This is a genomic window from Mesorhizobium yinganensis (genome assembly GCF_040081985.1).
GTDB classification, from domain to species: domain Bacteria; phylum Pseudomonadota; class Alphaproteobacteria; order Rhizobiales; family Rhizobiaceae; genus Kumtagia; species Kumtagia yinganensis.
On sequence record NZ_JBEBMH010000004.1, the window covers coordinates 348,255 to 373,959 of the forward strand.

Below are 25,705 nucleotides of genomic sequence, written 5' to 3' on the forward strand. Positions count from 1 at the left end.
CTGAACATCTCACCGCTCCTTGACATAGGGCACGCCACCGGCGCGCGGCGGGATCGCCTTACCAATGAAACCCGCAAGCAGGATGACGGTGAGCATGAAAGGCAGCGCGTTGATCAGTTGCACCGGCACCCGAACCGGCGGCGGCCCGTAGGGCTGGAGAACGATCGCCAAAAAGTAAGCGACGATGCCGGCAACAAGCGACCCTACGATCACCGGGAGCGTGTTGAGCTTGGCATAACCCAGCAGCACCAGCGCGCTGACCAGGATGACGAGCGGCGGCAGCCAGGTGACGATGCCGACCGGACTGCCCTGGATACGAATCGAGGCCGCATCGAGGAAACCGAACAGAAGGCAGGCGAACATGGCGGGCACCGGTTTCCATTTCGCGAAGATCAGGGCGGCGAGCGCGATATAACCCTTGCCGGCGGTCATGTCCTTCACGAAGCCGGCGTTCTGGGCGACCGACAGATAGGCACCGGCCATGCCGGTCAGCGCTCCGGTGATGATGACCGCCCGATAGCGCAGCCATGTCACCGAAATGCCCGCCGTATCGACTGCAGCCGGATTTTCGCCGACGGCGCGCAGGCGCAGGCCGAAACGAGTACGAAACAGCACCCACCAGGTCAGCGGCACCATCAGGAAGGCGATGTAGACCAGGATGGAATGACCGGAGATCAGTTCCGAATAGATCGGCCCGAGGATCGGCACGCCGCGCACCGCCTCCGCCCCCGGCAGGGTGATCTCACCGAAGCGGGCTGCGCCAGCCAGCGAGGGCGTTCGGCCGCCCTGCTGGAACCAGGCCTGGCCGAGAATGATGGTCGATCCGGCGACAATGAAGTTGATGGCGACGCCCGAGACGATCTGGTTGCCGCGGTGCGTGATCGAGGCAAAACCATGGACGAGACCGAGCGCGATCGAGGCCAGGATGGCGACGATCAGCCCAACCCAGGCCGAGCCGGAAACGGCGGCGGCCGAGGCGCCGGCGAAAGCGCCGGCCAGCATCTTGCCCTCGAGGCCGATGTCGAAGATGCCGGCGCGCTCCGAATAGAGGCCGGCGAGACAGGCAAGCAGCAGCGGCGCCGACACACGCAGCGTGGCGTCACAGAGCTGGATGATGGTGTCGAACATCAGGCGCCCTCCCCTTTCGCGGCGGGCACGCCCATGCTGCGCGGACTGAGCGAGGCGAAGATGGTCTGTACCGTCGGCCGGAACATGTGCTCCAGCGCGCCGGCAAACAGGATGACCAGGCCCATCATGATGATGATCATGTCGCGCGAAACGTTGGGCATCTCGAAGGCGAGTTCCGCCCCGCCCTGATAGAGCGCGCCGAACAGCACCGCAGCGGCGATAATGCCGACCGGATGCGAGCGGCCCATGAGCGCCACCGCGATGCCGACGAAACCGGCGCCGGCGACGAACTCAAGCTGCATGCGGTGCTGGTCGCCCATGATCGGGTTCAGCGCCATCATGCCGGCCAGCCCGCCGGAGATCAGCATGGCGACGATGGTGATGCGTGCCTCGCCGATGCCGGCATAACGCGCCGCCTTGTGGCTGAAGCCGAAGGTGCGCATCTCGTAGCCGAGCTTCGTCCGCCAGATCAGCACCCAGACCAGCCAGGCCATCAGCAGCGCGAGCAGGAAGGAGATGTTGAGCGGCGCCGAGCGCACCGACAGGCCGAAAAACTCCAGCAGCCAGCCGAGTTTCGGCAGTTGCGCGCCTTCGAGGAAATCGCGCGTCTGCGGCGCCATGGAACTCGCCGGCTTGAAGACGTTGACCAGCAGGTAAACCATCGCGCTGGAGGCGATGTAGTTGAACATGATGGTGGTGATGACGATGTGGGAGCCGCGCCGTGCCTGCAGATAGGCGGGGATGAAGGCCCATGCGGCGCCGACGAGGGCCGAGGCGACGATGGCCAGCGGGAAGGTCAGCCACCAGGGCAGAATAGAATCGAAGGCAAGGCAGACGACAGCGACGCCGATGCCGGCGATATAGGCCTGTCCCTCGCCGCCAATGTTGAACAGGCCGGCATGGAAGGCGACCGCCACTGCAAGCCCGGTGAAGATGAAGGTGGTGGCGTAATAGAGCGTGTAGGCGAGGTTCTGGCCGGAGCCGAAAGCGCCTTCGACCAGCACGACCGCGGCCTTCAGCGGATTCTCGCCGACCAGAAGCACGACGATGCCGGCAACAAAGAAGGCGACGAGCAAGTTTATCAGCGGGATCAGGCCGTAGTCAGCCCAGCGCGGGAGCCTTGCGAAGGGGGTGCTCATTCAGCCGCCTCCTGACGCTCGACGCCAGCCATCAGCAGGCCGAGTTCGCCTTCGCTCGCCTCCGGTCCGCGCTCGCCGACGACGCGGCCGGCGAACATCACCAGAATGCGGTCGGACAGCGAGCGGATTTCGTCCAGCTCGACCGACACCAGCAGCACCGCCTTGCCGGCGTCGCGCATGGCGATCAGCCGCTTGTGGATGAATTCGATGGCGCCGACGTCGACGCCGCGCGTCGGCTGGCCGACGATCAACACGCCGGGGTCCTGCTCGATCTCGCGCGCCAAAACGATCTTCTGCTGGTTGCCGCCGGAGAAATTCGCGGTCTTCAGCCGATCGTTGGCCGGGCGGATATCGTATTTCTCGATCTTTTCGCGCGCATCCGCATGGATGGCCTCGATGTTCAGGAACGGCCCGCGCAGATATTGCGGCTTGTCGTGATAGCCAAGGATGGAATTCTCCGCCTCTTCGAAGGCGAGCACCAAGCCGACATGGTGGCGATCCTCCGGCACATGCGCCAGGCCGCGATCGCGCAGCTCGCCAGGGTCGGCATGGCCGGTCACATCGATCGGCTTGCCGTCGAGCAGCACGGTGCCGGCCTCAGCCTTGCGGATGCCGGAGATCGCCTCGATCAATTCGGACTGGCCGTTGCCGGCCACGCCGGCGATGCCGACGATCTCGCCGGCGCGCACGTCGAGCGAGACGCCGTCGACCATGACGACGCCGCGCGAATCCCTGACGACGAGATCCCTGACCGAGAGTTTTACGCCGGCAGGTTTCGGCTCGCCCTTCTCGACGCGCAGCAGCACGCGGCGGCCGACCATGAGCTCGGCCAGTTCCTCGACCGTCGTCTCCGACGTCTTGCGGGTGGCGACCATCGTGCCCTGCCGCATCACGGAGACCGTGTCGGTGATGGCCATGATCTCACGCAGCTTGTGGGTGATCAGCACCACCGTCTTGCCCTCGTCCTTCAGCATTTTCAGGATGCGGAAGAGGTGGTCGGCCTCGGCCGGCGTCAAGACGCCTGTCGGCTCGTCGAGGATAAGGATATCGCAGCCGCGGAACAGCGCTTTCAAGATTTCCACGCGCTGCTGCAGGCCGACCGGAAGCTCCTCGATGATGGCGTCGGGATCGACCTCCAGCCCGTATTCGCGCTCCAGCCGCTGCAGCTCCGCACGCGCCTTTGAGATCGAGGCGTTGAGCAGCGGCTCGCCCTCGGCGCCGAGGATGACGTTTTCGATGACGGTGAAGTTCTGGACCAGCATGAAGTGCTGATGCACCATGCCGATGCCGGCGGCGATGGCGTCGTTGGGCGTGTGGATCAAGGTCGCCTTGCCGCCGACATGCACCTCGCCGCTGTCTGCCTGGTAGAAACCGTAGAGGATGGACATCAGCGTCGACTTGCCGGCACCGTTCTCGCCGATGATGCCATGGATGGTGCCGCGCTCGACCTCGAGATTGATGTCGCGGTTTGCGCGCACGGCGCCGAAACTCTTGTTGATGCCGATGAGCTGGATCGCGGCTTGCGCCATGCAACTTGTCCCACTCTTATTTTTATCGTTTGGTCAAAACCGCTAGCACGCAGGCCGTCCCCTGCCAATCGTCACGGCTTGGCTACTCTCGACAAATCCACCGGTGCTTGTCAATTTCGATCGCGGATGCGAAGGGCTCGGCTGCGGCCCTCCTACGGTCGAACCTTCTCACGGATGGCGCACAGGAGCATTTCATGGTCATGCCCGCCGACCGCCTGACGACGCTGGAAATCCGCGCCGCCGAGCAGGAAAAGACGATCGAGGAACTTTCGGGACAGATCGCCGAGCAGTGGAAAGTGATCGACCGGATGCAGAAGAAGTTCGACGCGCTGACGGAGAGGTTCCTGACGCTGGAGGAACAGGCGCAGCCCGAGATTCCGGTGACCAAGCCACCGCACTGGTGAATCGTACCGGACACCGCCTCAGCCATATTGCGGAATTTCGAAACCGTAGTCTGTACAGTAAAATCGGTTCGCGGCATTGTCCGCGCCGGGGACATCTTCATGAGCGACGCCGACCGACTTGCCCGGGCGGGCGACTATGTGTTCGGGCGCATGGACGACGACGAGCGCGAGCGCGCCGAGCGCGATCTCGAGCGCGACGCGTCGTTCCGCGAGGCTGTCGTCGAATTGGCCGAGCGCGTGCGGCTGTCCAAAAGCCACGCCGAGCCGCAAACATGGGACGCCGTTTCGGCCGCGCTGAAAGCACTGCCGCAAATGCAGCCTCGTTATGGCGAGCCAAAGCTGCCCGAAGCTGTCAAATCGCCGACGACCCTGGCTGCGCCGGCCTTGCTCGACGGCAAAGACAGGCGGGATGCGCTGCACATCGGTCTCATCCTGGCCGGCCTGGCCGCGGCCTTCGCTCTCGGCTATGTCGTCGGCATCAGCCGCTGACACTCGCTCCGGCGCCTCAATCCTTCGCCGGTTCCCACAATTCGATCGGATTGCCCTCCGGATCGTGAATGCGGCAGAAGCGGCCGACTTCCGAATCCCATTCCGCCCGCGTCTCGACGGCGATGCCCGCGACTTTGAGATCGGCCATCATCGCGTCGAGATCATCGACGCGGAAATTGATCAGCCACTGTTTTTCGCGGCTGAAATAGTCCGTGTCTTCGGCGAACGGCGAAAACACCGTGTCGCCGGCCCGCTGGGTCCAGACCGTCTTGGCAATGTCGTCGATGCCCAGATGGGTCTCGTACCAGGCCGCCAGCGCCCTTGGGTCGCGCGCCCGGAAGAAGAACCCGCCTATGCCGTTGATTCTCGCCATATACCGCCTCCCGCGATGCAGCCGACAGGCTCGCAGGAAAGCCCGAGACGGGCAAGCGCTGGCAAGGCCCTTCGCCGGCTTCGTTCAAAGGCCTGTCACGGACGCCCAATAGTAACCGCCCCATTCGACCACATCCGCCAGCACAGGGAGATTCGGGATGATCGGACGGCGTCAATTTCTGATCGGCAGCGCTATCGCGGCAGCGGGAGCCGCGACCATCAAGGCGGCAGCCGCCGCCGAGACCGCCGTTCTGCCCACGCTCGATGCACCCGCGGCGGCCACCGACAGCGCTTATTGGACGGCCGTGCAGAATCTCTACGACGTCGACCGCTCCATCGCCAATCTGGAAAACGGCTATTGGGGCATCATGGCGCGGCCCGTGCTGGAAACCTACATCGAAAACACCGAGCGCGTGAACCGTGAGAACTGGTTCTACGCCCGCAGCGCCTTCGGCGGCGACTTCGAGAACGTCCGCCTCCGCGTCGCGGCCGCCGTGGGCGGGCAGCCCGAGGAGATCGCCATCACCCGCGGCGCTACCGAGGCGCTGCAGATCCTGATCTCCGGCTACAACAAGCTCCAGCCTGGCGACACGGTGCTCTATTCCGATCTCGACTACGATTCGATGCAGTACGCCATGGCCATGCTGAAGGATCGGCGCGGCGTCGAGTTGAAGACTTTTGCCATCCCCGAGCCTGCGACGAAGGAGGCCGTGCTCGCAGCCTACAAGGCGGTTCTCGACCAGACGCCCAAGGCAAAACTGCTGCTGCTGACGCATCTTTCGCATCGCACCGGCCTGGTCATGCCGATCCGCGAGATCGCCGACATGGCGCGCGCCAAGGGTGTGGACGTCATCGTCGACGCCGCCCACTCCTGGGGCCAGATCCCATTCAAGGCGCCCGACCTCGGCGCCGATTTCGTCGGCTTCAACCTGCACAAATGGATCGGCGCGCCGGTCGGCATGGGTTTCTTCTACATCAAGAAGGATCGGCTGGCCGACATCGACATCCACATGGGCGACCAGGACTGGCCGGCCGACGATATCCGCTCGCGTGTCCATACCGGCACGATCAATTTCGCCGCAGCCCTCAGCGTCCCCGCCGCGATCGACCTGCATGAAAAGATCGGCGCGCCGGCCAAGAACGTCCGCCTCAACCATCTGCGCAACTACTGGGTGGAGAAGCTGCGGCCGATTGAAACACTGGAGATCCTGACGCCGGACGACGCCAGCATGCATGCCGGCATCACCTCGTTCCGTCTCAAGGGCAAGGGCAGCAAGGATGACAACAACGCAGTGGTCGTGCGCCTGCGCGACGAGTTCAAGGTTCTGACGGTGCGCCGCGCCGGTGTGGCGGCAGGCCAGTGCATCCGCGTTTCGCCAGCCCTCTATACGAACGAGGCAGAACTCGACCGGCTGGTCGCCGCGCTGACCTCGATCGCCAGTTCGTAACGCGCTGGCTGCAAACTCGACCGGGCGCGGCGCGCGTATTCAGACCGCGCCGCGAACCTTTGCAAAGTCCGTTTCCAGGATCAGGAATTGGAGGTGGCTTGACCGGCGTCAACGGCCACCCGCGCCGACCGGCCAATCAGGAGCGGCGCGAGGCACACTACCCCCGCCGCCGACAACGCCACGAGCAGCCAAGCGAAACCTGTCCAGCCATGCGCATCGATGACGGCAGCGGCAAGCGGCGGGCCGAGTACGGTGCCAATGCCGCCCGCCTGGCAAACGAGACCGATGGCGACCGCCGCGGACCCGCCGCGCGGCACGATCGCGGGGATGGCCGCGAACAAAGTTGAGGCGGTCAGACCGCCGGCAACGGCAAAGACGATCACGGCAGCGGTGGCGGATACGCCTTCCGAGCCCGTGAAGGCAGGCCATGCCGCGAGCGCTGTCACGGCGAAGCCAAGAACTGCAAGAAGCAGGGAACGGCGCGCGCTGCCGCGCACCAAAAGGCTCGCTAAGAAATTCCCGAGCAGAACGGTCAGCGAGATCGCGCCGGCCGATATCCACAAAGCCGAATCCGGGCGTTGCACGAAGGTCGGCAGGAAGGTGAAGAACCCGATCGAAACCACCACATAGATGCCGAAGGCCAGCGCGACCAGTATGACCGGCAGCGTCAGCGTCGCGGTAAAGCTGCCCTCGGGTGCCTGCGCGGCCTGCCGCTCCTCGCCGCCGTCGTCGATCCTTGCCAGCAGCATCGCCGCCGGTGCGGCGAACAGCGCGAACAACAGAACTGTCACCGCAAGATAGAGGCGCGGATTGGCGGGCGCGTCGATACCCCGCGCCAGAAAATCGCCAATCGCAAAACCCAGCGGCACGAAACCGCCCCATACCGCCAACGCGGTCGCCCGCCACCGCGGCGGCGGAACGCTGTTCAGCAGGGCGGGAATGGCGATTACCAGGACAAGGTAGCCGACGCCCTCGACCAGTCTTGCAAGAAAGATGGCGACCGGCGATTGCAGCAACGCCAGCGCAGCACCGCCGCCGGCCAGCACCAAAGCCGAGACGACGAAAGATGTTCGTGCCCCGGCGCGCTCGATCGCCCAGCCCGCCGGCAGCGCCGCCAGGGCGACGAAGATGCCGATCATCGCCGTGAACCATCCGGTGAGGACCAGCGAGAAGCCGACCTCGGCCTGGTACCATCCGACCAGCGGCGCGATCTTGCCGAGTTGCGTGCCGGCCAGGATGCCTGCCGTCAACAGGATAACGATCGTCGTCAGGCGCATGTTCTTGTCGGTCATCGGCTGCATAACTCGTGGGTGGCGCCTGTCCCCTCCGGACGCGCACGCCTTCACTCATTCGGCATGAATGTTTCCGGATGACGCCGCCGAACGAATGTTCATGAAAAAAAACGCCGGCACGAGGCCGGCGGCTTTCATGCATGTGGCTAAAAAATCAATACGGGCAGGCGTTGTCCGACATGTAGTCGTGTACCTTGATGGTGCCGGCGATGATGTCGGCCTTGGCCTTCTCGGCAGCGGCCTTCATATCAGCGGTGACGAGGTCCTTGTTGTTGGCGTCCATGGCATAGTCAACGCCGCCTTCCTTGAGGCCGAGATCGTTGATGCCGGGGGTGAACTTTCCGTTCTTGGCGTCGGTGAAGGCGTTGTAGACGGCGACATCCACACGCTTGACCATCGAGGTCAGGATTTTGCCGGGCTGCAGGCCGTTCTGGTTGGAGTCAACGCCGATACCCAGCTTGCCGGCATCCGCCGCCGCCTGCAGCACGCCGACGCCGGTGCCGCCGGCCGCCGCGTAGACGACGTCCGCGCCCTGGTCGATCTGCGACTTGGCGATTTCACCGCCCTTGGTCGGGTCGTTCCAGGCCGCCGGCGTGTCGCCGGTCATGTTCTGGATCACGTCCGTCGCGCCGGCCGCCTTGGCGCCGCCGACATAACCGCAGCCGAAGCGGCGGATCAGCGGGATGTCCATGCCGCCGACGAAGCCGACCTTCTTCGACTGGGACGCAAGCGCCGCGAGCACGCCGACCACGTAAGAGCCTTCCTGCTCCTTGTAGACGACCGAGCGGACGTTGGGCTTGTCAACGACCATGTCGATGATGGCGAAGTTGGTGTCCGGGAAGTCGGCCGAGACCTTCTCCAGCGTCGCCGCCCAGGAGAAGCCGGCCATGACGATCGGGTTGTTGCCATCCTCGGCGAACTTGCGCAGCGCCTGTTCGCGTTGGGCGTCGTTCTGGATTTCGAAATCGCGGTATTCGATGCCGGATTCGGCCTTGAACTTTTCCGCGCCGTTGAATGCCGATTCGTTGAAGGATTTGTCGAACTTGCCGCCGAGATCGTAGATGATCGCCGGCTTGATGTCCTGGGCGAGCGCCGGGACGGTGAACACGGTAGCGGCCAGGAGGCCGAGGACGAAACGCTTCATGTGATCCACACCCTGTCGGTTTTTCTTTGATCGGCGCTCCCGGCTCGCCGCCTCACGGCAGCCAGCGAAACGCGGCAGACGGTGTTTGCCGCCCGCTCTGGACCACTCTTGCATGCCAAAAAACAAAATTCACGCGGAATCTTGACCGTTTGGAAAACGCTGGGCAACGCGCCGTCAGGCAGCGGAAGCGGCCTGCGGCAACAGGCAGGAAACGCCGGTGCCACGCAAGTTACAATAGCCGTACGGGTTCTTCGCCAGATACTGCTGGTGGTCCGCCTCGGCGAAGTAGAGCACTGGCGCGGGTTCGATCTGCGTGGTGATCTTTCCACGGCCTGCTTCTCTCAGCAACGCCTCGTAGGCGTCGCGCGAAGCTATGGCGGCGGTGTGCTGCGCCTCGCCGAAGGTGTAGATCGCGGAGCGATAAGTGGTGCCCACATCGTTGCCCTGGCGCATGCCCTGCGTCGGGTCATGATTCTCCCAGAATGCCTTGAGCAGATGCGAATAGGAGATGATGACCGGATCGAACACGACCAAAACCACCTCCGCGTGGCCGGTCAGGCCGGTGCAGGTCTCCTGATAGGTCGGGTTGGGCGTGATGCCTCCGGCGTAACCCACCGCTGTGACCCATACGCCCGGCATCTGCCAGAACATGCGCTCGGCGCCCCAGAAGCAGCCGAGACCGAACATCGCCGTCTCCAACCCCTCCGGATAGGGTCCCTTCAGCGGCCGCTTCGACACAAAATGTTTCGAGGCCGTCGGGATCGGCTTCTGCCTGCCGGGCAGGGCTTCGCCTGGTTTCGGCAGGTTGAGCTTCTTGTTCAGCATGTCGCTCAGGAAGAACATCCGTTGTCCCTTGTCGTGAATTTTTCTCGGGAGGGCGGGGTCAAACAGCAAGCCGGCCGGGTGTCGGTTCAGGGCGCCGGCCGATCGCGTAGAACAGCAGGGCAAGCGCCGCAAACACGACGAAGCCTGGCAAAGCGAGGACGTTGGCCACCACGAGATCCCAGACGAGCGTACCGAGGCTGGCCGTCACGGTTTCCTGCGCCCGGGTTGGCATTTCCGGCGAAACCGCAGCCCAACTGACCGCGAGTGGCGTCATCACCAGCGCGGATACGGCAACCGAACGTGCCGCGTCGAGCACCGCCATGATGACGGCGACCGACAGTGCGACCATGGAAAGCAGGCGGAAGAGAAAGCGTATCATTCCATTCCGGTTTTCGCGTCCGACGCAGAGATACGGCGCAGCGCAACGCAGCGCAATCGGCTACACATGAAATTGAGATTTTTGCAGGCTCGACATTCGCCGGACAGCGAGAGGACATGCAGTCCGAATATCGAGACGTCGTCACCTCCCGTTCCCTTTTCCGCGACCACCTTTGCCGCTTCCAGCAGGTTGATGAAACAGTCTCGGACATATCCGTTTCGGGTCTGGTTCGTGCCCCGCCCGAGTCTGGGACGTTGTGTGAATAAAACGGCTTTTCAACAGCCAGCTGGACTGAAGCATCGGCAAGAGGAAAAGCAGCACTGTTTGCCGATGACGATAGAGTTCAAAATCCGCCGGGCGAAAGGTCGCCCGCCTGCTCTTATCCGGCTATCGTCACAACGGATCCCGTCGTCCCTTGCAGCATGCTGAAAACCTTAGCGCCGAACGCAAAGAACACGGCTTGGCATCGAGCATCATATCGACTAGATGAGCCCGGCACCCGACCGGCTTCGCCGGAACGGCGCGGAGAGGTGGCCGAGTGGTTGAAGGCGCACGCCTGGAAAGTGTGTTTACGGGAAACCGTAACGCGGGTTCGAATCCCGCTCTCTCCGCCAGTACTCATTGAAAACACTGCGCTTTTTGTCGTTTCAGGTAACTGACGTACAAATGAACGTACAGTGAAGCAGGCGCTAGCGGCGAGCCGCGATTTTCTTGGCTTGCAGTACGGATTGCCCATAATCATGGAATGCGATGTCTTCAGGATTAGGCTCAGGAGCCGGAGCCTTTAGGCGTTCGGCCATGGCCCGCACCTCGGGAATGAGGGCCACACCCCGCAGGTCATTGCGAACCTTCAGCTCCGATGGGACCAATCCCGCTTCGACAGTCTGCGGCACGGGCATGGAATAGAACGGGGTCGTACCCACCTTTCTCCAAGCCTCGATTTCCGTCCCCGCGAAGGATATGGCGCACCACATCTCGGGAGTGGGGCCGCAGCCATAGGGGCATAGCAGCGTGTAGCGCTCCCCATAGGGCTCGTCGAGAAGATCAACGTCAACCATGCCGCTTGCATCAAGAAGCTCAGTGAGGGGACGCCGAGTTATCGTCATATCCTTGAAGTCGGCATGGGCATTTCTGGCCGCCTTGTACGCGCCCAACTCGTCAAAGCGATTGACTTGCTGGACCGCGCCGTCAATTGCCTCGAACTGACCCCAGAGTGAGGAATAGCTTCGATCGTATGGTGCGGCGACAATATGCTGTCTACTCATTTGGGCATCCTTTCGTTTGATTATCGCGCGACTTCTGTGAGGCGACGCGCCGTCAAGCTGGTCTGTCCGTAATCGGTACGACGACGGCTTTCCTGCCGTTTGAGATAGCCGGGCGAGATCGCATCCCGGAGCGAGTTCAAGATCAGAAAATCCAGCGCCGGCCTCACATAGAACAAGCTGGCGCCGGGTGTGTTTCCAGCGATCAGGTTCACGGCTTCCGCATAGGGCGCCTTGGCTTCTTCGCCGATCAGCTTGCCGGCGATGGCATCGCGGGATTTCAGCCCAAGCTCGATGAGGTCCGCAGCCGCGCCGATTGTGGGACCGGCGGCACTTTCCAACACGCTGCCGCCGAAACGGTTGGTCTGCGAGAACAGGAAATCCCCGTATAGGCCGGCGGCGCCACCCTGGACGAAGGCGGCGGCGAGAGTCTTGGGATCGGTCGGGTCTCTCGGCGGCCAGTAGCCTTTCACCAAATCCTTCATCACGACCGACAGGTATCCCGCCATCGTCATGCCGGCGATGAGCGAGCCAATATGCGCGGTGCGTTCGAGGTAGGAGGCATCTTTGCCGAATCCGTAAATCGCCCGCCCGCCGACGCGTTGGGTGAAGCTAATCGGAAAACCTTTGAATTGCCCGATGAAACGCATTGTCTCGCCAGCAATGGTTCCGGGCCGAAGCCCGAGCGTGGTGGTGCGCCGAGACCGATTGTCGACCTCGATCACGCCAAAATTGGTTTCGTCCGCGATAAAGCTCAGCATCGACAATTCCAGTTCGCGGCGGCCGTCGCCGAGAATAGCGGCGCGCTTTTCGTCAAACACAGCCTGACGCTTCGCCCGTGTGGCTGGCGTCTTAGCCTCATCGACCTTGGAAGCCTTCCGAGCGGCGGCAACCCGCTTGGCGACTAGCGGCTCGATCACGGTATCAGGCAAGTCGTGCATGCGGTCCGGCGTCACATAGGACCGGCCGTTGCTCTCACGGAATTCAGCCCGCCGGATGGCGCTCCACTTCGCGGCATCGATATCATGCAGCCCGAGGACGTGGCGATAATTCGCCGGCAGTGCGGAATATGCCGTCTTTGCTCGCATGCCCATTTCGGCTGCGATGGTCCGCCCCGCAACCGAGCGAGACGCATCTGTCCACCAGGTCAACCCATTCAGCCGGAAGAAGGTTTCCTGGAGCCTGGCCATTTTGCCGACTGGCCCATCATTCGCAGCAGCCGGCGCCACGATGTGCCCGATCAGCCCGTCAAAGCCCTCGCCGAGGAGTGCGGCAATCTCAGCCTGCTCTCCTTTCGGCCGGCCCTTCATGATGCCGCCGAGCTGCGTCATGAGGCCGTTGAAGAAGCCGGAGCCTCGAAACATCGAAGCAGCCGCAGCGGTTACATTGTCGCCGGTGACCGAAGACAGCACGGCGCCGCCGAGTTTCGCCATGCTTTGAACCGCCCGGATATCGGAACCGATCTTGGCCGCCGTCACATTGACCGGGCGCGAGACCAGGCCGGTGCTGATATCGATTGCGTGCCGCAGTGCACCGCCATCCGTGGCCAGCCTGGCAATCTGCTTCGCCTTGACTGCCGGCGAGAGGTTCGGATCGTCCTTCACCCGCCGCTTCAGCCCTTCCGCGACCGCACCGAACATGACTTCCGGATTCGGCCCTAAAGCCTGCATGTTTGCGGCAGCACGGGCGGCGGTGCGCAGATGAGCAATCATCCCCGAGACAGTGTTGCCGTATCCAAATTCGTCGCGATAGGCCAGCGCGGCGTCGGCATCCGTGAAGTGCAGCACACGGCTCTTGCCGAGCGACTTTGCCAGGTTGGCGGGGTTCACCCGCTGGCCCTTTTCCTTTGCCGTCGGCTTGTTCGGCAGTCCGGTTATGATGGTGTCGAAGATATCCCGCAGAGCTTCCAGCGCCTCGGCGGGTTCGGCGATGTCGGGAAATGTCCGAGTGAGATCCAGCTTTCGGAACACCGACGCCACCCAGACGTCTTTCCCGGCTGCGGTCATCTTCACATCGTCATGGTTTTGGGCGCCGGCCCAGCCATCCAGTTTGCCGATCGACGCGCCGAGGCGGTTCAGATCAGTGCGGCTCAATTCCGCGAAACGGGCGAAGACTTCCGCCACGTATTTCGCGTCGTCGTTGCCGGTAATGCCCGGCTTGCCGCCCGTTTTCAGTTCCGACATCTCGCGCATGATGTCGGCGTCAAGCTTGGGATCGCGCAGGGCATCGACGAGATGCGGCCGGTTGGCCTGTATGTCCGCCATGAGGGCGCCGATGTAACGCGCCTCATAGGCGAGGTTCAGAGCCGCCACGGAGTTGCGGCCACCCTTCACCCCGCGTTGTGTGCCCTCGACCACCGCAAGCAGCGCCTGGCGCGGCGTCAGGCCGGCTTCCAGATGCCTGCCGATGGTTTCGTCCAGCCGATCGCGCACGAGGATGTTGAGGGCAGCGTGACGGCGCTGCATGGCCGCAGCGATGCGGGTCCGTTCTCCTTCCCGTTCGGCAAAGGCTTTCAGCTTGTCCCTGAGCCCGGCAGTGTCGCCAGCTGCTTCGAGTTTCGCCTTGTGATCGGCGATACGCTGGAATGCTGCCTCGATTTCCTCGCGCGTCAACTTGCCGCCGGAAGCGGCATTCGCAGCATCGAAGCATGCGTTGTCAGGGGTGTACTTCTGAGCCATCAGAGAAAACACCTCACTGCCGCTTGCAAAGCCTCATCATAGGCGCTGCCGTTCTCAAAGGTCTTATCGGCGTCGGCGAGTTCCTGCCTATCGGCATCCGTCAGCCGGCCTTCGGCCTCGACCTGGGCAAGGTCGGCAGCTTCCGCGAAATCACCCGTCACCGAGTCGACGCCATGCTGCTGAGCGAGCGTTTCCATGGTTTCCGGCTTAGAAATCGTCCCGGAAAGCTCGGCGGCTTCATTGTTTGCAGCCTGTTCAGGTGTTATATTTCTTGGAGGAGTATCGACCATGGATTTTGTGAACTGGGACAACCGTCCGGCGTTGCTCGGCGAGACCGAGGCTAAAGCGCTCCTTTCCCCCGATGCAGACTGGGTCAACGTCGATGCCCATGACGTTTCCCACACCGGGGGCCTCATGTCCGAGGCAGCTTGGCGCGCACGCTTCAGCAATTTCGGATCGCTAGGCAAATTGCCTACACTCGACCAGCCTTCGCCGGCCTTCTCCGCCGCCGCCGAGTAGATAGCCACCATCTGGTCACGAAGCTCGTTGTAGGCATCGGAGCCATACTCGAACGCCCGAGCCGCCTTGTAGAGCTTATGGCCGCCGGCTTTTTTGGCCGCGAGAAGGTTAGGCTCCCATAGCTGAATTTCTCCGATGGTTCCGTCATCGAAGCGGATCAGCGCCTTGCGGTCGAAATAGCCCTCCTTGGTCCGTACCCACCCTTCATCAAGCACGTCGAAGCGTTCAGCCAGGCGGGCGAGGATCGCGTCGGCCTTCGCCGGTGTATCGGCTTCGAAGCCGCCCCGCACCACATCAGTAAGCTGGGAAGCGTTCTCATATCCCTTCCGGGCAATTTTGGCTTCCGAGGTGGCACGTTCCTTGATACCGCGCGTCCGGTACTCCGCATCCAGATCGCGGCCGATCGCCTTGGATACCTCGTCGAGTTCGGCCTGTCGCTGGGGGGCAACGGCATAAAGCTCGTCGACCGTTTCGAAAGGCTGGCGATAGAAGTCCTGCGGCGCTAGTTCGGCAGTTCGCCCGGCTTCGGCGGTCGCTCCAGTTCCCGTTCCGCCTTCAGACGATCGGCCTGCCGCTGAAACTCCCGGTTCCCGGTTGCCTGTGCCGACTTGCGCAGCGCCCGCTCGATTATCTCCAGTGCTCGATCCTGTGGCATCGAAGAGCCCTCTCTGCCGGCCGCCGGCCCGTGCTGCTGTCAAGATTACATCATCTGCGGAAAGCGCGTCGTCGAAAAGCTGCGGCTTGCCGGCAGCCTCAATCTCCGTCGCCAGCCTGCCGAGGAAATCGGCAACCTCGTTCCGCGACTTCGCCCGGCCGAAGCCTTCAGTATAGAAAGCCTCAAGAATGGCTTTGACGCGGCGGTTGAAATCGCCAGTGAAGATGTCGGTCTGTGCCATCGTCTCGGAAAGCACCCGCGAGACGGAACGGCCTTGGGATGCAGCATCCGATCGCGCCTTGCTGAGAACCTTCAGGGCCTCAAGTAGATTGGCCGTGACATCGAGATCGGCATCAAGTTCCCGCGCATCGAACAAGCGCTTCAGCTTGGCCCACTGGCCTGCCGCATCGGTGAGGGCGCCGGTGATGGATTTGGTATTGTCGTCAACCGCCTCCGAGAATCGCGCCACGGTCGGAGCGTCCCCGTAGGCCGTTGCCAGCAGCGCCCGTTCTATGCGGCGCACACCGTCAGCGTTGAGTTGCCCGGCCGCGTCCACAAGGCCGGCGCGCTCGTTTTCCGGAAGATTGCGGATGAAGCCCGAGACAAAGGGCCGGTTTGCGGCTGAGAAAGTATCCCCCGGCTGGTAAGCGTCGATCACGTTATCCGTCATCGCCCGCACGTCCATCAGCGCGGTTTCCGTGGCGGACATCCTGGCAATGGCCGCGGTATTGGAATCACCCACGAAGCGAATGCGGTCAGTCGGCGAGAGGTCACTGATACGCCGCGATATGAGGACCGGCACGCCATCGTCAGGCACATCGTAACCGGCATTGCGTAGCGCCTGGCGATAGGCTTCGAACCTCTCCGGATGCTGCTCTGCTGCCAGCCGCAGGGCCGCCACACGACCGTTACCGCTTTCCACCACATTGTCCGGCCCGACAATCGGCGAGCCCCTGTCGGCCTCCCGAGCAGGCAGGAGCCGCAAAGGATCGAGTTCGGAAGCCATCCGGGCAATCTGCGCATCGCTGGCAGCGCGCGACCTATCACGCGGCTGTAGATCGCCCGAGGCGGCGAGAAGTTCGGAAGCGTCAACGATTTCCTGCTGGACCCGTACCCGCATTCCCGTGGGCGTCACGACGGTGCTGGCGCGTTCGTCGAGCAGATCGGCGACCTTGGCGGTGACGCGATCGACAATCGCCATGGAGTTCGGCCCAAGCTCGACCGGGCGGCCATCCGCCATCGCCTGCACCGCGTCGGCGAGAGGCAAGCGGCCTTCATTGATGGTCTGGATCGTCTTCACCCGATCGGCGACGGCCTTTGCCGAGCGAGCATCGGCCCGCGTCGCCCGGTATTTGCCGACAGCGCCACCGAGCGCCCCGAAGGCGGAGCCGATTATTGCGGCGCCTGCGATATCGAGCGCCACGTCGCCGAACGTCACTTCGTCACCGAGCCGGTTCCTGGCGTCCATCGTGGCCATAGAGAACAGAGCAGTGCTTGCCATGGCATCAACAGCAGCGCGGCCGGCACTGGTAGCAATGGACGCGCCGCGAGCCGTAGGGCCGAGCATGGGAATATAATTGATTGGGTCCAAAGCCTGGCCAGCCACCCCACCGGCGAAGGCAATGATTGGCCGCTTCGCTGCGTAGAATTCCATGACCTTGCGCCGGTCGTAGGCATCGGCCAGCGCGGCGGCGCGATCCTCCGTCATCCCCGGATCCCACGGGATGCCCTCCCGGTAATAGCGGGACTGCTTGAACGCCTCCTGATCGATGGCGCCGGCATCGCTACGACGCCGCTGCAATTCCTCCTGCGTTTCGTTGCGGACCGTCTCAGGCGTGCCGAATATCGTGCGACGGCGCGCAACCTGGGGCGTGTCGGGCGCGATGCGAACCGAGCCGTCATCCATCTGAATGCGGATGCCAGGTTCTATCGGAGCCTCCGGAGGAAGCGCACCCTCACGGATCGCCGTGCCGATGACAGTCTCGTTGAATCCCTGCTCAGCGCCCAACGCCAATGTGCGCGCCCTGCTGAAGGGCGTTTCCATTCCCTGCGTCACGAAATCCAAGTCCGACATGACGCCATAGCGCGGGCCGGCGCGAAATTGGTTCGGAGACCAAGGGCTAGCCATTCGACACCCTCCCCGCGATAACCGGATAGGGTGCAATAACCGCTCTTGTCGAACCCGATTTTTCGAGGCGGAAAGCGCTCATTTTCCCACCTCTCCAATCGGCCGCCAGAGGTCGCTGGTAGTGTCGTAGAGCCGTGAGAAGAAGCCGGACTCATCAACGGTTGGCGCCCGGCGAGGCTTGTCCGAAGGAGGCTTCACGAGCCCGCCGATGAAGGCGCCTGCCCTCTCAGCACCGGCGAGGTCAGCATTGGCCTTCGTCACCTCGTCGAGCGTGAATACCAGCGGCTTACCGTCTGGCCCGCCGATGGCGAGCCCCGAATATGGATCGATGAAGGAATAGCCTCCATCAGCGTTGCGGAAGACGCCTTCGGCCAGGATGTTATCAGTGGCGGCCTCCAGGCCAGCGCCAGCGAGTTCGCCGAGGCCGCTGCGACGGGTGGTGTAGAATTCCTCTTGAGCCGCGTGCAGCCGCTCCGCATAGGCCGTGGCATGCTCCGGCGTGTCGAACTTGCCGAGGTGCTGGCCCGTCTTCCTGTAGAGCGAAATTGCCTCATCGTCGGAAAGGGCTTTCCCGTCTGGTGAGATGGTCGGAACCAGGACTTCAGTGCCGTCGTCTTCCTCGAATGACATCGAGCGCACGGTGCTGATCGAGCCGTCAGCATTGGTGACCACAGGACGGGCCGCGAGGTCGATATTGCCGGGAGCCTTCAGGCCGGGGGTATCCCCCTTCGGTGCCGCCGATGGCAGGAGCCGCGCGCGCTGTTCCTCGAGGGCAGCACGGACCTTCGGTTTAAGCTGGGTCAGTCCATTTCGGATCACGGTCGGGTCCGCATCCTTGGGAGCCGTGACGATGGCATTCACATTGCCATCGCCGGAAACCACCTGTTGATCGCCATAGATGTCCTTCGCCGCGCCGTTGATGGCCACGTCGAGTTCCTGACCCTGCCGAAGCCGAAGCTGGACCGCGTTGAAGATCAGCCGGTCGTCGCGCTGTGCCCGGTCAAGATTGTCCGGTATGCCGGTCGAGAGACCGTACACCGCGTCGCCAATCTGGCCAGGCGCCATGACCAGTTCTTGGATGCGCGTGTTTATCACATCCGTAGAGACACCCACCTTACCCGGTAGTTTTGTCGGATCGACGGTTGCGGCTTGAAACAGGCGGCGCGCAGCAGATGCGTCGCCGCGCGCCAGGGCCTCGACGGCGCCTTCCGTCATCTCCGGAAGCCCGGCCTCAACGAGCTGGTCGAATATGGCTTGCCGCTGCGCTTGATCGGGCGTTGCGAGGATGAGTTGCGCCAGGCCGGCGATACGGCCATCGAGAGGAACGTCCTCGTTCGCATAGGCGGAAACCCCTGGCGACGCGACGGACTTTGGAAGAAGCCGCTGGTTGCGGATGCCGAGTTGCTGTTGAGCAGCCGCCGTCATCGCCAATGCGGCCGAATAGCCATCTGGCGAGTTTCCTGCCGCATCCCAGGCAGCCGCCACGGAAGGGAAAGTCCGCATCGTATAGCTCGCAGGATCGCTCTCACGCGCTTCGATCGTTTGCTTCGCGGCAGCCGCCAGCGTTTCGTGGCGCTTCGTCTCCATGGCAGCATTGTTGCCGGAGGATACTGGCGTCGCATCATCGACCGCCTGCATGATTTCGTCGGTCGACATGGTCCGGAAGCCGTAGACCTGATCCGCGACAGCCATCGACGCCGCGAATCGATCGTAGCGCTCGCCCCCCTCGCGCTCGCCATATGCCGCCTCAAAGGCCTCCCGTGGCGGCACCGAGCCGCTGTAGGAGCCCGTATTCTGGACGGCTACGGGCGCATTATCGACGATGGTTTCCAGGACGCCCCGCGACTCCACCCTGATCTCGTTCCGGCGGGCGTCGGCCACTCGGTCGACCTTCAGTTGACCCTCCGGAGAAAGTCTGTCGTACCAGTCCGGCTTGATCGTCTCACCTGCCGCCTGTGCTGCCAATCGTATGCGCTTGTCATAGTGCATGGCGTTCTCAGGCCCGTTCTGAGAACCGGCAGGCCCTTCAAACATGATGCCAGCGTGCGTGGCTTCCTTCAAATCCCTGGCTGCCCGGAGACGATCGCCGATTGACTTGTGCGAGCCGTCGAGTTCATGGATGACGAAGGCAAGCTGCGTCTCGAAATCGCGCCAGTCCTTGCCGCGTTCGCCTGCGAATTTCATCAGCGCGCGGGCACGTGTCGAATTCCACTGCCCTATGCCGATGCTATCCGAACCGTCGCGGCCATCGCCAGCGTTGCGCGCGCCGGTATTCAGGCTGCTTTCGGCCAGCAGATTACCAACAATGCCCGCCGCCTGCTCCTTGGTGAAGCCGTGTTTCTGGAAATATCCCATGGCAAGGCCGGCGCGCTCGGCGACGTTCGACGGCAGCTTACCGGTGATGATTTCCGGATAGCGGTACGCCGTAAGTTCCCCCCGTGACAGGTCCGCGCCTTCCAGATAGACGCGGCGGCGAGTATCGGCCGCTTCGGGCGTCAGCAGCCCGGTCGATAGCCCGACACCTATCGCGCCCTCGATATCGGCCCGTGCCTTGTTCCGATCGGCTTCGGGCGTGTCGGGGTTGACGTATATGCGCCGGTTTGTCTCCAGAGCTTCATCGAAGGCGACCGTTTCAGCCTCCTTCCTTAGCCGGGTGCCACGGTCGAAAATCGCGTCGTTGTACCGCGCCGCATCGGCCCTGGCGCTTGCCTTCCATCTCTCGCGCATGGCTCCATTGCGGATCAGGGCCGCGCCGTTTGTGACGATCTCGCCGGTCTTTTCCGGCGCGCGCCGGCCGAACGTCGCATAGTCAGGATCGGCGTCGAAATCGCGCTGAACCTTCAGCAGGCCCTCAGTCTTGAAGGCCTCGGCTCGCGCAAGGTCGACCGTGTCGCGCTGTCGCAGCATTTCGGCGCCGTGCGACGCGATGTCCTGGCCGGCCGCAGCAATACCGCGCCCCTGCCCGCTCGTATCCCACGATGCAATCGGGCGACCACTGCGAAGTGATGCAGGCCCCGAGAGCGAGAATTTGTCTGGGAGGCGGGCCATCAGCGGCGATCCCGTATTGAAGCAAGAACCTCATCGGCGTTGACTACTCGATAGCCGCGACCCTTGGGCAGTTCGACAATGCCCGGCAAACGCCCATCCCTAGCCATTGAATGGACTTCGCCTATTGGTCTGACTTCATGCCGAAGCCTGACCCAAAACTGATCCAGGCTTTCGCCGCTTGGGATCGGGGACGCTGTCATCAGGCCGCATCCTGCACAGGCTTTGCCGATCTGATAAGAAACCTCAGGTAATCCGAAACCGGCATTCCTGCCCGCTTCGCAGCAACCTCTACCGACAGCTTTTCATCGATCGAGACTCGGAAACTAAGACGCTCGGCGCGGGGCATGGCACGGTCTTATCCAGCAGATGAATATCCAATGTACCTAGCATTATGGCGTGAGATTCAACTAGACGGCACAACCCGCAAATTCCGCACATTGGATTGCCCGAAGCGTCCAGCAATATCAACGGGGCAGTGGATTTCCGGTCTTCTTTTCCAAAAGCTTGACAAGGACGATATCCTCGAAAATCCAGCGGCATCTGCCGGTTTTGCTTTGCCAATTTCGCTCGATATGCTATATAGTTAGCAATATAGCAGAGGATCGGCCATGAACGACAAATCGGACGACAACACCCCTATCATCCAACGAATGCTGAAGGCTGCCAGCGAGCCGGCAGGCAATGTCTTCCAGTTTCCTGGCCGAACTCCGGTTCCCAATTCCGGCGAACCCCTCCCTACCCCCGGCGAATATCTCGACGGCATCGCACCGACTATGGCAGCCGGGTTCTCAAACTGGCCGCTCGACGCCTTGAAGGCGTGGCACGCCGATTGGCGTCGCCATGTCGCGATCGCCAATATGGTTGTCGCGCACATCGAGGCGGAGCTTGAAACGCGCAAGAGTGTTTCGTGAAAGGGCCGCCCAAGGCGACAAGTCACAGAAACCGGCGGCGTAAAGCCATCATGGTCCGAATGAACCCGGAGGGATGGAAAGAACTGAAAAGCCTGTCGACCGAACTAAGCGTTTCGACCGGCGAGCACGTCACCATGCAGGCTCTCGCCACGGAGGCTATCAACACCCTGCTTGAAGCCCACGGGAAGCCCCCGGCAGCATAAGCACTCCCTCAAAGAAACCGGCATGACCAATCTCCCTACCACACGCTTTCCGAACTTCCCGCCAGGGGATCGCATCCTGTCCTTGAAACAAGCGGCCTATGCGTCCGAGAAATCCCCCGACACCGCCGCCAGATGGGCAAGGCGGTTCGGTATTGGGCGGCAGATCGAGCGTCACTCAGCTTGGGCAATATCCCAAACCGGCCTTCTGATCGTTATGAGCGGAGATCGGCCCGCGCTCGACGCTTTTCGATCGCAGGATTGGTGCAGTCCGGCCTTGGTGCCCTACCTGGACACTCAGCCGGAACGAGGAGCGGCCTGAGCCAGACAGTACGGCCGCGCCGTGCAAGCGTCCGGAATGAGTTCCAACAATGACAGTTAGCGGAACCTATCGGTGGCACAGCCACACTCGGGAGTAGCGAAAGGGACGATCCGGATTTGCGGTGTATTCATCCCCAATCTGGTCGCGTTCGCCATCCCCCCCGACTGGCGGGCTGTTCAGTTTGTTGGCACCGGCAAGCGCCGCGCGGCCTAGCGGCTGGCGAGGAGCAATTCGCATAATAGTGCTCGCTACCTGAGGACCTTCTCGCTATAACCGGGGATGAAAAACACAGAATTCGATCCGCCGGTGTCCGTCCTCGTTGACCCGGCCGGCGGGCAAATGATCATCCACAACACAAGCGAATGCACCGATTTCCTGCTTAAGCAATGGCGGGGAAAGCGTGGCGACAAGCACCGAGCGGCGGTGCAAGCTTGCGCGGACGCAGGTGCCCATCTGCGGCCGACAGCAAATGCTCGACGGGCTTTTGTGGCGGCAGTGCGCGAGGCAGGTACTCTCGTCAACACGTAAGCTCGGCGAGAGCGCCAACATTCATGCGCTAAAACCGATCACAGGTCATAACAGTATGTTGACTTCGACCTACGCGGCTTTGAGATGTCAAGGGATTTCATCATTTGGCATACGTCATGCGGTGGCACGAAATTTTGCCAACAGGCGCCACCTCATGTCGACAGCCGACGGCATACCTGACTGTGCTACCCAGGCGTTTTGGGCTGAAGTCTTGTCAGCCCGGCTCTCCTGCAGAAGGAAGACCGGCCATAACATTGAAGACGTGTTAGGTATCAGATAGACGCTCGTCATCGGTTTGTCCGAGTGGACGAAAATTCCGGCTCTCCAAGCTGATCGCTGACCCGCAGCGCTGGCATTTCAACTGGCAGTTTTGACGTATCCAGCCGACTTGGGCTCGATTTTCGTATGAGCAATGGGCACAGTGAACACCAATCTCATCAGTATCGGACAGGTTACCCATAGTGCTTGCTTGAACCGACCTGGGATACCTCGCTTGGGACATCCGTCAGAGGGACCAGCGTTCCAATTAATCGAAGCAAACTATCGTTCTGAGGCGAGCCACGGTCTCGAGTTAGGAAGGCGCCAGGGTCGATTCGGCTGGGTGTACCGCCCGAGCTTGCGTTCGGAAGATGCCGGATGAAAGCCCTGCCGTCTTCGGCTCGTTCCAGATGCCACTCATCTCCATTGGGGCTAGCGTAGATCAATAACTTGGGTGAGCTCATCCTACCGTCTCCCAACTGCTACCGCACCGGACTAACGGTTTGGGCAGTTTATGTTGGCTTACAAGATCCGATGGCGAGCAGCAGTCTCCTCGGCGCGCCTCCGCCTCCCGCTGGTGTCGTTGTCCATCTGGCGCTGGGTCTGCTCGCGAGCAGCCGACGACTGATCGACTGCCTGCTCTCTGGAACACGGGCTTTCCGGCGTATTTGGCATCGTCGTGGCGGCCTCAACATCAAATCCGACGGCTGCCGCCTCGCGTCTGATCGCGTCGACCAACTGTGCGTCCGAAATGTCGAGATCGACGAAAATGCGCTTGACTGCGCCGAGCGCTTCGGCAGTCGCAAACGGTCTCGCCTCCTTTTGACACATTTCTAGAAATGTGCCGATTGCAATTCGCACCTCCGCCGAGAGTTGCTCAGTGCTGGAACTCATGGCGCACTTTTCACCCTTGCGGCCCTGACGCGACCTCGGCACCAAAGGCAGCAAAAGGCGCGTCGAAGTGGTCGGACTAGCGTCAAAGCGGAACCCTTCCCAGCGCCAGATACAAAATCGCGCCTAAGACACCCACTGCGAGTGTAAAAAGCAGCCACGCCGCCGGCTCGGCAATCACCCGCTCAAGGTGTTTCACAATGTGCAGGCTGAAATCGGAGATTGGTGCAATGGGACGGAAGACAAAAATGTCCTCCTTTCGTTGGGGCTAGGGCTCGATGGCCGCCCTCAATCGATGGCGCCCTGAAAACAGCCACCGACATTCACGATGTATCACCACCGACATCTAATTGCGAGGCTATTCGGAATGAGCGTTGCGAATTGTCTCGGAGGCCGTTGGTAACGTGGTAAAGGGATAGCGCGCGGCAACAAAGGCGCGCCTCCAATTTAGAGATCGGACCCCTAAATGCACGTCCCCACCTGGATTGCTCCCGTGCTTTTTGGCGCGGGAATAGGAGCTTTGTCCCTCGCCATCGTAGGCTTTACGTGGGGAGGCTGGGTGACTGGCCGCTCGGCCAGACTGATGGCCACGGATGCGTCGGCGCTTGCCGTCGCGTCGAGTTTGACGCCCTATTGCATGGAGCGATCGAAGACCGATCCTCGCTCTGTCGAAATCCTTGCGGACATGAAAGTTGCGAGAGCGTTTGAACGACCGGGTATGGTGCAGAAGGCGGGCTGGGCTACGCCACTTGGGCAAGACAAGCCGAACCGTGAGCTTGCTGCCAGCTGTAGCCGCACAATATTTCAAGAATACTTTCGGGCCGCTGGATGAGCAGCTTGCAGACTGCGGAAAGATAGGATGGGTCGGCGTGAAGATCTTGAGGTGTATGCGCGCCGCCTCCGGGTCTGCATCTCTCATTCGACCAGCCTCATAGATAGCTTAAACGAATTGCTGCTGATGCAGGACCTTTTCCAAGTCATCAACACGGCGGGGGAGGAAGAGATCAGGCGTGACCTTCAGAATGAGGAACGCATGCGCGCGCGGTACGAAACCGACCTGCGTTCTGTCGACGCAATGATCGCTGCTGAGCAATAGGCCGCGACGGATTTGCGCCGTACGAGATCGGCACTCTACCCGAATATAGCAAGTTTATGGGATTATAACGTCGTGGCACTATAATCGGGATTTCCGACGGGCGCGGCTTGCCTTTCGCTTCCACTGCCCAGCTTTAAGAATGCGCTCGGAGGACGCTGAGCGCGGCTTGGCTAGAGCCGGCTGTGGCGCTCCGCAGTCGGGGCGCGTCGTCGATTGATAGCGGCGATGCGCCCCACTACGGTGGGACGGGTCCTTCCGCAGCCTCCCAGCCCCGCCGCCGTTCTCATATGAACTCGACCACAGGAGCAGACCTCAAGCGCCCCTACGTATTTCAATCGCTTCGATTTCGTCAAAGAACGTGTCGGCGATCAGCCGCAGGTCTGCTGCTTCCCGTTGCAGAGCGGCCCGCTCGTGGCTTGATATCTTTTCGGGACGCCGTTTGATGCCTGCACGGAGCTTTTCCATGCGGCGTGCCCACGCATCCATCTGCGATTTTGTCGGTATCCGCCGCTCACTCATACCAAATCATACAACGATCGCGTTGCTAAAGCGATGCAAAACCGGTCCCGGAGAAGGGACTTGACTTTTCGCGCGAACAGGAACGCGGGTTGGCACGGCTTATGCATCGCATGAGCCAGTCACTTCCTCCGTGGCTTCCGATGTATCAAATCGGGAACAGCGGCTGACCGCCGGTCCAAGGGCGAATTGGGTAATGGTCCGGCGGTCTTTTTCTAGCGCGTTTATGCTCGTATAGCGCTGCGGCGCTATAATTTCCGCAACTCGTCTGTTTCGGGCTTGTCACGCTTCAGCAGATCGCCAAGCACCTGGGCGGCATCGACAAGCAGCAGCCGCAAATTCTCCCGGTGACCTGCCCCCGGTAATTTCCTCCAGCTGGGATTAGAGTCCGGCCCTCGTTTGAAGGACGGACTGATGAAGCGAAAGCGATTTACGGAAGAGCAGATCATCGCGGTTTTGCGCGAACACGAGGCGGGAGCGAAGGCGGGCGATCTGGCCCGCAAGCACGGGATCTCGGAGGCGACGCTGTATAACTGGAAGGCCA

The 25,705-nt window shown here is 62.0% G+C and carries 25 protein-coding genes and 1 tRNA gene; 10 read left to right on the forward strand and 16 right to left on the reverse strand.

Annotation, left to right across the window (positions count from 1 at the left end):
- Positions 1–9 precede the first annotated feature (9 nt).
- Genes ABMA59_RS11720 through ABMA59_RS11730 form a run of 3 tightly spaced genes read right to left on the reverse strand, consistent with a single transcriptional unit; the run spans position 10 to position 3,796 of the window.
- Positions 10–1,128, reverse strand: coding sequence for an ABC transporter permease (locus tag ABMA59_RS11720; RefSeq protein WP_349005528.1), 1,119 nt, complete (start codon positions 1,126–1,128; stop codon positions 10–12).
- Positions 1,128–2,267, reverse strand: coding sequence for an ABC transporter permease (locus ABMA59_RS11725; RefSeq protein WP_349005529.1), 1,140 nt, complete (start codon positions 2,265–2,267; stop codon positions 1,128–1,130). The genes ABMA59_RS11720 and ABMA59_RS11725 overlap by 1 nt, the downstream gene beginning before the upstream one ends.
- Entirely contained in the window at positions 2,264–3,796 is a 1,533-nt protein-coding gene (locus ABMA59_RS11730; protein ID WP_349005530.1) for an ABC transporter ATP-binding protein, read from the reverse strand. Before ABMA59_RS11730 ends, ABMA59_RS11725 begins: the two co-directional genes overlap by 4 nt.
- 194 nt (positions 3,797–3,990) lie before the next feature.
- On the opposite strand from ABMA59_RS11730, the gene ABMA59_RS11735 reads away from it, so the two are divergent.
- Positions 3,991–4,200: a SlyX family protein gene (locus tag ABMA59_RS11735; RefSeq protein WP_349005531.1), complete on the forward strand. Its 210-nt coding sequence runs from the start codon at positions 3,991–3,993 to the stop codon at positions 4,198–4,200.
- 99 nt (positions 4,201–4,299) lie between these two features.
- On the forward strand, positions 4,300–4,689 hold the full coding sequence (locus ABMA59_RS11740; RefSeq protein WP_349005532.1) for a hypothetical protein: 390 nt from the start codon (positions 4,300–4,302) through the stop codon (positions 4,687–4,689).
- A gap of 16 nt (positions 4,690–4,705) precedes the next feature.
- Here the strand turns inward: ABMA59_RS11740 and ABMA59_RS11745 are convergent, their stop codons facing one another.
- Positions 4,706–5,062, reverse strand: coding sequence for a VOC family protein (locus tag ABMA59_RS11745; RefSeq protein WP_349005533.1), 357 nt, complete (start codon positions 5,060–5,062; stop codon positions 4,706–4,708).
- A 157-nt stretch (positions 5,063–5,219) separates the two neighbouring features.
- Here ABMA59_RS11745 and ABMA59_RS11750 point away from each other — a divergent pair, with 157 nt between their 5' ends.
- On the forward strand, positions 5,220–6,509 hold the full coding sequence (locus ABMA59_RS11750) for an aminotransferase class V-fold PLP-dependent enzyme (protein WP_349005534.1): 1,290 nt from the start codon (positions 5,220–5,222) through the stop codon (positions 6,507–6,509).
- 80 nt (positions 6,510–6,589) lie between these two features.
- Here the strand turns inward: ABMA59_RS11750 and ABMA59_RS11755 are convergent, their stop codons facing one another.
- The 4 genes from ABMA59_RS11755 to ABMA59_RS11770 form a co-directional block, all read right to left on the reverse strand.
- On the reverse strand, positions 6,590–7,801 hold the full coding sequence (locus ABMA59_RS11755) for an MFS transporter (RefSeq protein ID WP_349005535.1): 1,212 nt from the start codon (positions 7,799–7,801) through the stop codon (positions 6,590–6,592).
- A gap of 154 nt (positions 7,802–7,955) precedes the next feature.
- Positions 7,956–8,945: a BMP family lipoprotein gene (locus ABMA59_RS11760; protein WP_349005536.1), complete on the reverse strand. Its 990-nt coding sequence runs from the start codon at positions 8,943–8,945 to the stop codon at positions 7,956–7,958.
- A 174-nt stretch (positions 8,946–9,119) separates the two neighbouring features.
- Positions 9,120–9,788 carry a peptide-methionine (S)-S-oxide reductase MsrA gene (gene msrA / locus ABMA59_RS11765; RefSeq protein WP_349005537.1) on the reverse strand — a complete coding sequence of 223 codons (669 nt, stop codon included), beginning with the start codon at positions 9,786–9,788 and terminating at the stop codon, positions 9,120–9,122.
- A 40-nt stretch (positions 9,789–9,828) separates the two neighbouring features.
- A complete protein-coding gene (locus ABMA59_RS11770; protein WP_349005538.1) occupies positions 9,829–10,149 on the reverse strand; it encodes a hypothetical protein in 321 nt (106 codons plus the stop codon).
- 524 nt (positions 10,150–10,673) lie between these two features.
- On the opposite strand from ABMA59_RS11770, the gene ABMA59_RS11775 reads away from it, so the two are divergent.
- A tRNA-Ser gene (locus ABMA59_RS11775) sits at positions 10,674–10,763 on the forward strand.
- 75 nt (positions 10,764–10,838) lie between these two features.
- Here ABMA59_RS11775 and ABMA59_RS11780 read toward each other — a convergent pair.
- The 5 genes from ABMA59_RS11780 to ABMA59_RS37175 form a co-directional block, all read right to left on the reverse strand.
- Entirely contained in the window at positions 10,839–11,414 is a 576-nt protein-coding gene (locus ABMA59_RS11780; RefSeq protein WP_349005539.1) for a hypothetical protein, read from the reverse strand.
- 20 nt (positions 11,415–11,434) lie between these two features.
- Positions 11,435–14,089 (reverse strand): hypothetical protein, encoded by a 2,655-nt coding sequence (locus ABMA59_RS11785; RefSeq protein ID WP_349005540.1) that lies wholly within the window; start codon positions 14,087–14,089, stop codon positions 11,435–11,437.
- Positions 14,089–17,169, reverse strand: coding sequence for a hypothetical protein (locus tag ABMA59_RS11790; RefSeq protein WP_349005541.1), 3,081 nt, complete (start codon positions 17,167–17,169; stop codon positions 14,089–14,091). The genes ABMA59_RS11785 and ABMA59_RS11790 overlap by 1 nt, the downstream gene beginning before the upstream one ends.
- Positions 17,170–17,469: 300 nt before the next feature.
- On the reverse strand, positions 17,470–20,439 hold the full coding sequence (locus tag ABMA59_RS11795) for a phage tail tip lysozyme (protein WP_349005542.1): 2,970 nt from the start codon (positions 20,437–20,439) through the stop codon (positions 17,470–17,472).
- Positions 20,440–20,638: 199 nt separating this feature from the next.
- Positions 20,639–20,785 (reverse strand): plasmid mobilization protein, encoded by a 147-nt coding sequence (locus tag ABMA59_RS37175; RefSeq protein WP_425475899.1) that lies wholly within the window; start codon positions 20,783–20,785, stop codon positions 20,639–20,641.
- Here ABMA59_RS37175 and ABMA59_RS11800 point away from each other — a divergent pair.
- The 4 genes from ABMA59_RS11800 to ABMA59_RS11810 all read left to right on the forward strand — a co-directional run bounded on the left by ABMA59_RS11800 (position 20,784) and on the right by ABMA59_RS11810 (position 22,400).
- A complete protein-coding gene (locus tag ABMA59_RS11800) occupies positions 20,784–21,026 on the forward strand; it encodes a hypothetical protein (protein ID WP_349005543.1) in 243 nt (80 codons plus the stop codon). The two genes, ABMA59_RS37175 and ABMA59_RS11800, sit on opposite strands and share 2 nt — an antisense overlap.
- A gap of 21 nt (positions 21,027–21,047) precedes the next feature.
- Positions 21,048–21,350, forward strand: a complete 303-nt coding sequence (locus tag ABMA59_RS11805) for a hypothetical protein (protein ID WP_349005544.1) — start codon at positions 21,048–21,050, stop codon at positions 21,348–21,350.
- 59 nt (positions 21,351–21,409) lie between these two features.
- Positions 21,410–21,553: a ribbon-helix-helix domain-containing protein gene (locus ABMA59_RS37180; protein WP_425475906.1), complete on the forward strand. Its 144-nt coding sequence runs from the start codon at positions 21,410–21,412 to the stop codon at positions 21,551–21,553.
- Positions 21,554–22,151: 598 nt separating this feature from the next.
- The gene (locus ABMA59_RS11810; RefSeq protein ID WP_349005545.1) at positions 22,152–22,400 is read left to right on the forward strand and encodes a DUF982 domain-containing protein; all 249 of its coding nucleotides are present in this window, start codon (positions 22,152–22,154) and stop codon (positions 22,398–22,400) included.
- Between the two features lie 780 nt (positions 22,401–23,180).
- Here ABMA59_RS11810 and ABMA59_RS11815 read toward each other — a convergent pair.
- Together ABMA59_RS11815 and ABMA59_RS37185 are read right to left on the reverse strand one after the other, a co-directional pair.
- Positions 23,181–23,552 carry a hypothetical protein gene (locus ABMA59_RS11815; RefSeq protein ID WP_349005565.1) on the reverse strand — a complete coding sequence of 124 codons (372 nt, stop codon included), beginning with the start codon at positions 23,550–23,552 and terminating at the stop codon, positions 23,181–23,183.
- An 82-nt stretch (positions 23,553–23,634) separates the two neighbouring features.
- A complete protein-coding gene (locus ABMA59_RS37185) occupies positions 23,635–23,748 on the reverse strand; it encodes a PLDc N-terminal domain-containing protein (protein ID WP_425475900.1) in 114 nt (37 codons plus the stop codon).
- Positions 23,749–24,408: 660 nt separating this feature from the next.
- Between ABMA59_RS37185 and ABMA59_RS11820 the strand changes: the two genes are divergently transcribed.
- On the forward strand, positions 24,409–24,645 hold the full coding sequence (locus ABMA59_RS11820) for a hypothetical protein (RefSeq protein WP_349005546.1): 237 nt from the start codon (positions 24,409–24,411) through the stop codon (positions 24,643–24,645).
- A gap of 312 nt (positions 24,646–24,957) precedes the next feature.
- On the opposite strand, the gene ABMA59_RS11825 is transcribed toward ABMA59_RS11820, so the two are convergent.
- Entirely contained in the window at positions 24,958–25,110 is a 153-nt protein-coding gene (locus ABMA59_RS11825) for a hypothetical protein (protein ID WP_349005547.1), read from the reverse strand.
- A 465-nt stretch (positions 25,111–25,575) separates the two neighbouring features.
- Between ABMA59_RS11825 and ABMA59_RS11830 the strand changes: the two genes are divergently transcribed.
- A partial coding sequence (locus ABMA59_RS11830; RefSeq protein WP_349005566.1) for a transposase occupies positions 25,576–25,705 on the forward strand: 130 nt, incomplete at its 3' end.